The sequence below is a fragment of the Enterococcus sp. 3H8_DIV0648 genome (genome assembly GCF_002140655.1).
Classification (GTDB): Bacteria; Bacillota; Bacilli; order Lactobacillales; family Enterococcaceae; genus Enterococcus_A; species Enterococcus_A hulanensis.
Window position 1 is genome coordinate 1,775,465 of the sequence record NZ_NGLG01000001.1, and the last position, 9,692, is coordinate 1,785,156.

The window sequence follows — 9,692 nt, forward strand, 5'->3', positions numbered from 1 at the left end:
GTCATCAACATGTCTTCACTTGCTGGTAAGAAGACTTTCACTAACCATGCTGCTTACGTTGCATCAAAATTCGGAGTTCATGGGTTAAGTGAAACGATTCGTGAAGAACTTTCCGGTTCAAATGTCCGCGTTTCTATGGTCGCTCCTGGTGCTGCGGAAACAGAGTTATTGACCCATGTAACAGATCAAGGTGCTTTAACAGACTATCAAGCATGGAAAGAAAGCATGGGTGGGATCACGCTTAACCCTCTCCATGTTGCAGAAAGCGTAAAATTCATTTATGACATGCCGCAAGAAGTGAACATCCGCGAAATCGATATTGCTGCAACAGCGCAAGACGCTTAATTAATTAACTAATTTTTCTTACTCGCTCCTGCCAAAACGGTGGGAGTTTTTTTTATAGAAGCGTGATATACTGTCTCTATTATTAAAAATTTTCGAATAGATGATTTAAGGAGTCTTCCATGAAGTTTGATCGACGAGTAAGCTTTCTCAAAAAAAGCTGGCAAAAAATTAATAATCGTTTTTCTTCGATTCAGATTATCGTCTTTTACTATCTAGCCATGACGGTCCTCTCATTAATTTTATTTAGTTTGCCGATTTTTCGTGAACCAGGATCACATGTCCCATTCCTTGATATGCTGTTTATGGCTATTTCAACGATTTCAGTGACCGGTTTGACGACCTTTGATATTAATTCGGTCTTCAATGATGCCGGTGTATTGATGCTGGAAGTTTTATTCCATATTGGCGGTTTGGGGATCATGATGATTACCACCTTCTTTTTTATTGTGTCAAAACGCCGAATTACTCTAAAACAGCGACAATTGATTATGACGGATATGAACCAGCCACGACTGAGCGGAATCGTTAATTTGATTCGAATCACGTTTACGATGCTGTTAGCGATCGAAGTACTTTTTGGTACGATCTTTTCAATTTATTTCTATTTATCAGGCTATTATCATAAAATCTCTCAAGCCATCTTTTTTGGTTTTTACCAAGCAATTTCAGCGGTCACTAACTCTGGCTTTGACGTAACAGGGGAATCGATCATTCCTTTTTCTCACGACGTCTTTTTCATCGTTACGATTATGGTGTTGATTTTTATTGGCGGTATCGGCTTTCCGGTCTTGATGGATTTTCACGGATGGATTTACCACAAAAAATCCAAATCACGACTGCCCTTCCGTTTCAGTCTCTTTTCAAAAATCGCCTTATTGGCATTCTTTGTCCTCTTTATTGGCGGTACGGTGGCAATCTGGTTGCTGGAAAAAGATCATAACTTTTCAAATATGAATTTGTTTGACCAATGGCTCAACTCCTCCTTCTACTCCATGACGACACGAAATGCCGGCTTGCAGATTCACGATCTGAATTTATTTCAAAATACGACATTGATTATTTTCTCTTTACTGATGTTTATCGGCTGCTCGCCTAGTTCGGTCGGTGGCGGGATTCGAACCACGACCATTGCAATCATCGGGTTATATTTATACTCTTTCTTAAAAAACGAGAACGACATTAATATATTTGGCCGTAAAATCGCTCAAGAAGATGTGCGAAAATCGGTGGTGGTCTTTATGCTTTCTGCGGGTATGTGTCTGTTTAGTATTCTCTTTTTAACGGCAACAGAGGATCATTCTTTGATTTCGATCATCGTAGAGGTCACCTCGGCATTTGGAACTACCGGACTTTCTTTAGGGATTACTGATGATCTTTCTAATACTGGCAAAACAATGATTGCTATTTTGATGTTCATCGGTCGTGTTGGAATGCTCTATACCTTAATGCTATTCGTACCAAAAGAAACTCAAGACTTGGGCTATGAATTTCCAGAAGAAAAGATTATTATTGGCTAGGAGCAAATAACTGCTCCGGCCTTTTTTCATCTCTGCTTTTAATAGTATAATATGCCTGTCTCTTATACACATCTAGATGTGTATAAGAGACAGGTCTATATATAGATTAAAGTTAGAATCGATATTAAGAAAGAAAAGGATATAAAGAAGAACTCTTATACACATCTAGATGTGTATAAGAGACAGGTTTTGATATGTGTAATGGGGTTACGAAGTCAACTGGCAATCTCAGCCGGCAAGACCGCCCAATGGGTATTAAAAACGTTCTTTAAAGGTGGATCAAGCTACCCTGGTCAGCTTGCTTTAAAGATGGATCCGAAGATTTTAGATACATTAGTAAAAGACTACAAAGTGGTTGTCGTAACAGGAACCAATGGGAAAACCTTAACGACCGCTTTGACCGTAAATATTTTAAAACAAGAATTTGATTACGTGTTGACGAATCCAACGGGTGCCAACATGGTGCAAGGGATTGTTTCAACATTCTTAAATGCTAAAGGAAAAAAAGGCGGCAAGAAAATCGCGGTTTTGGAAATCGATGAAGCCAGCTTGAGCAAAGTTACAGAATATATCAAGCCGGAACTTTTCTTGTTCACGAATATCTTCCGCGACCAAATGGATCGCTACGGTGAAATCTACACGACTTACAAATTAATCGTTGACGGTGCAGCGAAATCACCTAGCGCACCGATCTTATGTAACGGCGACTCACCGATCTTTAATTCTTTAGAAACAGTCAATCCGCGAAGATACTATGGATTTGATCATTTGCCTGATAAAGATCAAGACGCACATTACAATACAGACGGTTTGCTTTGTCCGAAATGTCAGCACATCTTAAAATATAAAATGATTACCTATGCCAATTTGGGAAAATATTATTGCCCAAATTGCGGCTTCCATCGACCTGAGTTAGATTATAAATTAACTGAGATGAAAGCTATGGACAATAAATCTTCTGAATTTGTGATCGATGGTCAAGACTACAAGATCGAAGTTGGCGGTATGTACAATGTCTATAATGCTCTTGCCGCAACTGCGGTAGCAGAATACTACGGCGTTTCTAAAGAGAAAATCAAACGCGGCTTAGGCTACGATGAAAAGGTCTTTGGACGCCAAGAAGAATTTGAAATTGACGGCAAGAAATGTACCTTGGTCTTAGTAAAAAATCCAGTCGGGTTGAATCAAGTTATTGATATGATTGGCTTAGCACCTTATCCTTTCTCATTAGTATCCTTATTGAACGCCAACTACGCCGACGGAATTGATATTAGCTGGATTTGGGACGGCAATCATGAAGCATTTGCTGAAATGGATATTCCCGCAGTAATCGCGGGCGGTGATCGTCATGAGGATATGGCACTGCGGTTGCGCGTTGCTGGGATTCCAGACGAAAAACTGACCGAGACGGAAAGCTTGACGGATGTCATCGAAAAGATCAAACTATTGCCGACAGAACACGTGTATATTCTAGCGACCTACACAGCTGTTCTGCAACTACGCAAAGAATTAGCTCAAAAGGGCTATATTGATGGAGGTATGGATCGTGGCTAAATACGAATTGAACTTAGCACATTTATACGGAAATTTATTGAACACTTACGGTGATAACGGGAATCTCTTAACCTTGAACTATTATGCCAAACAAATGGACATCGAGATTCATTCAGAGATCGTCAGCATTTATCAAGATTTTGATCCTGATAAATTTGATTTTGTCTTTATCGGCGGTGGACAGGATTATGAACAGGTCATCGTCTCAAAAGATATCCAAGATAAAAAAGAAGATTTGATCAAATACATCGAAAACGATGGAGTAATATTATCGATTTGCGGCGGTTATCAGTTATTAGGCCACTACTACATCGGTGCTAATGGCGAGAAAATCGATGGTATCGGCGCTTTAGATCATTATACCTTGAGTCAAGATAACCATCGCTTTATTGGCGACATTGAGATCCGCAATGAAGAATTCGGCGAAACCTACTATGGCTTTGAGAATCATAACGGTCGCACTTTCTTAGGTGAAGGCGAACGCCCTCTTGGCACGATCATCAAAGGAAATGGAAATAACGGTGAGGATCAGGGTGAAGGTGTTATATACAAAAACGTGTATGGCTCATACTTCCACGGTCCAATCCTAGCCCGTAATAAATCATTAGCTATACGTTTACTCAACACCGCATTAAAAAATAAGTATGGTGAGGATGTAGAATTGCCTGAATTACCATAAAAATACGATTGAGCTGGATCGATGCCCTTACATTTGGGCATTGATCCAGCTCTTTTTGTTGATTATAACTATTCAACATCAAATAATCCCCTATAAATCCACACACTTTTTCGCGAGAAATTTACAGAGGACTATCCAAATTTTTTAGAAATTACCACCAATCGAACTCATTATTTTGATTGATTAAACAGCCAATCTCGAACTGCTGGAATTGTATAGCCATAATCAAACGAAGCCATATGCTCTGAACCTTGACTCGAACCTTCAAGAACAGAACCAGTCGTCCAATGAACAAAATTCGCATTCAGCTTTTGATCAATCAATTCATTAGCCATTGTATTTTTATCTTCCGCACTCGCTTGAGCATCCCATTCAGCGTTGCTGTATGTTACGTTTTCTTCTTCAAGCATAGCAGTCAAATCTGATTGTCCAGTACTTGCCTTTGAGTCCCCGCCTCCAACGATATAGAAAAATTTCTGATCTTTTAGTGCCGTTAATTGAGCAACTTCCCATTGTGAGGCTACATAGAGTGTCGCTGCAAATAAATCTGGATGATTCGCATTGATATAAAACATTGTCATGCCGCCCATTGACTGACCAGTCGCATACAATCTATCCGCGTCTATGCTGTATTCCTTTTGTAAGGAAGTTAGCAAGTCTAAATAAGTGTTCACTTGATCTTCGACTACCGCTGAGCCGGATTGCCCCATACCTCCTTCGACTGTTGAAGTATCGAATACAGGAACTAGAACAAAGCTGGCATGTTTTTCTTGTTCCGTTTCTGTTGCCCAGATGCTTCCGCCATATCCTTGTGTTAAGCCAGCCGTTGTATCTTGACCGACGATAGAATCATCTGGAATAAATGAAAGTAACGGATATTTTTTTGTTTCGTCATAGTTATCAGGAATGTACAGGTTATATCGCAGGGTAACTCCTGTTTCACTATCAACGTATTCTAATTGTTGAAACTTACTTTGAACTTCCGTTAATACATCTGACAATGATGGATCCTCTACCGGATCATCTGTGTCTGTCTGCTGAAACGTTTCTAAAGAATCTGAAGCAGCAGTATTGCTTGATGTTTGCGCGGTACTAGCAGCAGATTCATCCGTTGAAGCCTCTTTTGAAGAAGATGTTCCGCAAGCCGATAAACCGACAGTTAACGCTAGAGACAAAACACCATAAACGATCTTTTTTTTATTTTGCATTTTTTTCCTCCTGTTAAGTACGATATCGATCAGTTTAGGTTTGCCGACTTAAGAGAACCTTAAATGATTAGGAAGTAATTCTATCTTACATAGGGACAAAAAAGGAGCACTGCTCCTCATTAAGAGCGTGCTCCTTAAAAATACGTGATTCAAATTTTAATGGTACTATTTATTTCGTACCCGGTGTTGAAGCGATGATCTTCATTTCGCCTTCAACTTTCCATTCAGTAATTTGTGCTGGTAGTATGCAGCTTGAACCTGGTTTCATTTCGTAGCTTTGACCGTCAACGATCAAATTACCATATCCTTCAACAACTGTTACCAATGTATAGTCGCCGGCTTTTTTAAGCGATAGTTCTCCAACAACATCCCATTCATAGACATTGAAGAAATCAGTTTTTAAGTAAGTGATTACAGATGATGTTCCTTTTTTACTTTCAGATACCTCTAATTCAGGACTGATAGCCGGAACAGTTGTCACATCGATTGATTGTTGGATATGCAATTCACGCGTGTTTCCTTGATCGTCTTTACGATCATAGTCATATACTCGATAAGTCGTATCTGAGCTCTGTTGCGTTTCTAAGATCATGATACCTTTACCGATGGCATGGATCGTTCCGCTTGGTACATAGAAAAAGTCTCCCTTTTTCACAGGTACGCGGCGCAATAAATCATCCCAGCGTTCGTCTTCGATCATCTCTGCTAATTCTTCACGAGTTTTCGCATTGTGTCCATAAACGATCTCTGAGCCTGGTTTTGCATTGATAATATACCAGCATTCAGTTTTGCCTAATTCACCTTCGTGTTTCAAGCCATAACTGTCGTCCGGATGAACCTGCACAGATAAATCATCTTCTGCATCTAAAATTTTCGTCAATAATGGGAAAACATCCCCTTTGGCATTTCCAAATAATTCACGATGCTCGCTCCAAAGATCACTGACTTTCCAACCTTCATAAGGACCATTTTCTACAATACTGACGCCATGAGGGTGTCCACTGATCGCCCAATCTTCTCCGATTTTGTCGTTGGGGATATCAAAACCAAAAACAGTATGTAATTGATCGCCGCCCCAAATTTTTTCTTGAAAAACTGGTTTTAAAAATAATGGTTCCATGCTTATTGCTCCTTTTTTATTATATTTATTTTCAAGTCGTATACCAGCTCAACTTGCCTCGACCTACGAAACTACAAAAAGCTGTGCTGGTATTCTTTACTTTTGATAGTTTTTTGCACGCTCATTTAAATAGCAGGTTAAAATTTCATCACGGTGAGAAACATAGCTGACCCGATGATCTTCTGTGTGCACACGATTTGACAGAAAAATGAAAGCTGATTTCTTCACGACATCCAGCAGCAAAAAAGTACCTGTATAACCGGTATGGAAAAGTAACGGTGCTTGTTCTAACGGACTAAATTTTAAATCCCAACCGATCGAGCGCTTCCCTTTTCCTGTTGGTGTTTGATCATAAAGCAGCTCTTGAACTGTCTTGTCATGCAAATAAATAATATCGCTAACACGGCCAAGATTCAAATACATTTTTGCAAATTTACTTAAATCTTTCATATTTGTAAAGAGTCCGGCATTGCCTGCATGGGAAGCTAAGATTCGTGCTTTTGGATCGTGGGTCAAGCCCTTTAGAATTGTTCCATCCGCTAGCCTTTGTGTCGGTACGATGTTGTCATACGGCGGCTGAGGTAAAAATCTGCTATCAGTCATGTCCAGTGGCTGCAAAACCTCTTCCTTAAAAACGTCAACTACATCCTTATGATAGATTGCCTCGATCAAGAAGCCCAATAGGATCGTTCCCGCATCCGTATATTTAACCGTTTTCCCAAGTTGATCCCCCGGCTGTAAAGTCAAATAGGCCTTCCGTAACTCTTCCGCATTTAATTGATCGCGATTCGGAATGTAGGTCTGGATATCCGATGTATGAGTTAGTAGATGACGTAATGTGATCGTCTCATTTTGAAATTCTGGCAACAGCTCGTGCAGCGTTTGATCCCAAGAAAGCTTTCCGGCTTCTTTCAACTTCAGCATAACAGTCGTCGTACAAACAATTTTTGTTAAAGAAGCTACATCGAAAAGCATATCTTCTTGCATCGCAGTCGTCGTTGGTTCGATTTGAGCAGATCCTAAGACTTTTGTTTCCTCTTTCTCTCCTTCAATAAAATGAAGGACGGTTCCGGGGAAAACAGCACCTGTCTCTTATACACATCTAGATGTGTATAAGAGACAGGTTTTCCAGAAGTGTTTCAGGATACATGACGACCTCCTTAAACTTATTTTCTAAAAAAGTATAGCATAAAATAAAAAATGAATTTAGTTTTGCAAAGTTAACGTGTAGAATCAAAGTAATAAAGTAAATGCTTCAATAAGAGGTGATTCTTATGAACAGTAGACTCAAACAAATTTGCCAGCCGCGAAAAATCCTTATATTTGCCTTTTCACTTTTTTTGATTGTTTTGCTGCAGCTACTTGTGGATGATTGGCAGGTTAAAATATTCGGATTCTTTTTAGTATTGGTGATTGATAATATTCTGCTTTACCGATTCACTGATTATTATATTGAGACGGGCATTTTTACTGTCCCTTCTTATAATCTCATCTCAAATCTGATGATGGATTTCTTGGTTTATTCAGCGATCCGATACGCTCAATCAGTAACACCCGCTTTTGATGTCATAGGAATCCTTATCCTTTTTCATTGTAGTTATAAATAATGACAAAAAGAAAACCGCGATTTCTCGCGGTTTTTTTCTATTTCAATACGAACCACCATTCGATGCCAGCTGCATCATAGAGGGTAATCAAGGATTTCTTTTTATCACAGAAAAAGTTTAACTGTTTGCCGCTTAGATGTTCCGAAAGTTCTAATAATTTATCCTTCGAAACGATAAACTGCAGAAAATCCAGTCCTAATACTTTATCCGTTGGCAGATCAATCGTGCCGCCAGTGGCTGTGCTTAATCCTACATTAAATTCGCCGCGGTTCAAAAGTATCTCCTCATCACTCTCGTCATGGACTTCTAAACCTAGAATTTCTGCTAAAAATGCTTGCTGCTTGTTCATGTCACTGACATTCAAATGAATCTTGTCAAAATACGCGCCATGAATTTTTTCGCGTTTTGTTGCTTTCTTTGATAACTCGGCAAAATCAATTTTGATTGGTTCCGAAGTTGAACGTTCCTTACTAGGGGCATAGAAAATTTCAATTTCATTTCCTTCAGGGTCTTCAAATAGCAAGCCCTTTTCATCATCAGCTTGTAAAGCGGATTTGACCGGATAATCTTCTTTTTCTGCTCGATAATAAACGTTCGCTAGTTCTTCGACATTCGGTACAACTAGTGAAAACCGTTGCATTTTTTTGATTTCACCACGATGTTCATCTGCTCGTGGGCTTTCTTCCAACCAAAGTAGTTCACTGGCCGGATCTTTGTATCCCAGAATCGCTAATTCGTTTTCTTCCCGCAATAAATGCAGTCCGATGATATCACGATAGAAATGAATCATTCCGTCACGATCTCGCACACGAATGGCGATCGTTTTTAAATTAAGTTTCCCTAAATGAAAATTTCCCATTGTTTTCTTCCCTCCATCATTCCTATTTTAACTATGCTATCGGATTCACGCAAGCAATATCCTTTTTAAGTTTCCCTTCGAAACAAAAAAAGACAGTCTTTTTGCTAAATGCAACAATTATGTTTATCAATAATTTCCTAATATGGAATTTTTTTGAATGTTTTCTTTACTTTCCATCAAAATTCAGTAAAATATCTATGATAACACTTGTAATCAGTCTATATATAGATTAAAGTTAGAATCGATATTAAGAAAGAAAAGGATATAAAGAAGAATGAATTATTCGGTAACAACTCAAGAATTTATGATGCTTGCTGCAAAAGAACCCGTGAATGTTTTAGATTTAAGAGACCATGACCTGGATGAATCTTTTGAGTTATTAGAAGGCTCGAATGTCCTTCAGATTCCATTGACCCAGCTGCCAAACTGTTTAAGCCAACTTGACAAAGGTAAAACGTATTACCTATTTACTCAATTCGGTGTTCGTTCAAAAACAATGGCACAATTTTTACGCAACGAAGGCTTCCAAGTAACAAATGTGATCGGCGGCACTTCAGCTTATCAGCAATATCTTGCAAGTTAACAAAAAATATTTTAATTTAAATATTTCAAGCAGAAAAATTGTTTGTTTTAAATATTTTGTGTACTATTCGATAGTAATTAAATTTAAGGAGTGTTAGTTTTGGCAAATGTTCTAGTAGTGAATGCACACCCGCTGTCCGCAGAAGACTCGCAAACGGTGACTGTTTTAGATACCTTTATTGAAGCACATCAAGCAAGCCATCCTGAAGATGTTTTCACCA

Annotated in this window: 9 protein-coding genes and 1 pseudogene; 6 read left to right on the forward strand and 4 right to left on the reverse strand. The window is 38.9% G+C overall.

The features are described from left to right. From A5875_RS08245 to A5875_RS08260, 4 genes are all read left to right on the forward strand, one after another. Window positions 1-345: SDR family oxidoreductase (locus tag A5875_RS08245; RefSeq protein WP_141108336.1), on the forward strand; the 345-nt coding region annotated here is incomplete at its 5' end. Window positions 346-464: 119 nt separating this feature from the next. Further along, window positions 465-1,862, forward strand: coding sequence for a TrkH family potassium uptake protein (locus A5875_RS08250; RefSeq protein WP_088933145.1), 1,398 nt, complete (start codon window positions 465-467; stop codon window positions 1,860-1,862). A gap of 201 nt (window positions 1,863-2,063) precedes the next feature. Then, window positions 2,064-3,416, forward strand: coding sequence for a Mur ligase family protein (locus A5875_RS08255; RefSeq protein ID WP_088933146.1), 1,353 nt, complete (start codon window positions 2,064-2,066; stop codon window positions 3,414-3,416). Beyond that, a complete protein-coding gene (locus A5875_RS08260) occupies window positions 3,409-4,095 on the forward strand; it encodes a type 1 glutamine amidotransferase (protein WP_088933147.1) in 687 nt (228 codons plus the stop codon). The genes A5875_RS08255 and A5875_RS08260 overlap by 8 nt, the downstream gene beginning before the upstream one ends. Window positions 4,096-4,265: 170 nt before the next feature. Here A5875_RS08260 and A5875_RS08265 read toward each other — a convergent pair whose 3' ends face one another. The 3 genes and pseudogenes from A5875_RS08265 to A5875_RS08275 all read right to left on the reverse strand — a co-directional run. Continuing rightward, complete coding sequence (locus A5875_RS08265; protein WP_088933148.1) at window positions 4,266-5,303, reverse strand: prolyl oligopeptidase family serine peptidase; 1,038 nt, start codon at window positions 5,301-5,303, stop codon at window positions 4,266-4,268. 169 nt (window positions 5,304-5,472) lie between these two features. Further along, entirely contained in the window at window positions 5,473-6,423 is a 951-nt protein-coding gene (gene manA, locus A5875_RS08270) for a mannose-6-phosphate isomerase, class I (RefSeq protein ID WP_088933149.1), read from the reverse strand. A gap of 96 nt (window positions 6,424-6,519) precedes the next feature. Continuing rightward, window positions 6,520-7,503 (reverse strand): annotated as a pseudogene (locus A5875_RS08275) (serine hydrolase domain-containing protein); the annotation flags it as partial. A gap of 194 nt (window positions 7,504-7,697) precedes the next feature. On the opposite strand from A5875_RS08275, the gene A5875_RS08280 reads away from it, so the two are divergent. After that, window positions 7,698-8,030 (forward strand): hypothetical protein, encoded by a 333-nt coding sequence (locus tag A5875_RS08280; RefSeq protein ID WP_088933151.1) that lies wholly within the window; start codon window positions 7,698-7,700, stop codon window positions 8,028-8,030. 37 nt (window positions 8,031-8,067) lie between these two features. Here the strand turns inward: A5875_RS08280 and A5875_RS08285 are convergent, their stop codons facing one another. Beyond that, complete coding sequence (locus A5875_RS08285) at window positions 8,068-8,889, reverse strand: VOC family protein (protein WP_088933152.1); 822 nt, start codon at window positions 8,887-8,889, stop codon at window positions 8,068-8,070. A 274-nt stretch (window positions 8,890-9,163) separates the two neighbouring features. On the opposite strand from A5875_RS08285, the gene A5875_RS08290 reads away from it, so the two are divergent. Beyond that, entirely contained in the window at window positions 9,164-9,472 is a 309-nt protein-coding gene (locus tag A5875_RS08290; RefSeq protein ID WP_088933153.1) for a rhodanese-like domain-containing protein, read from the forward strand. Window positions 9,473-9,692: the final 220 nt, after the last annotated feature.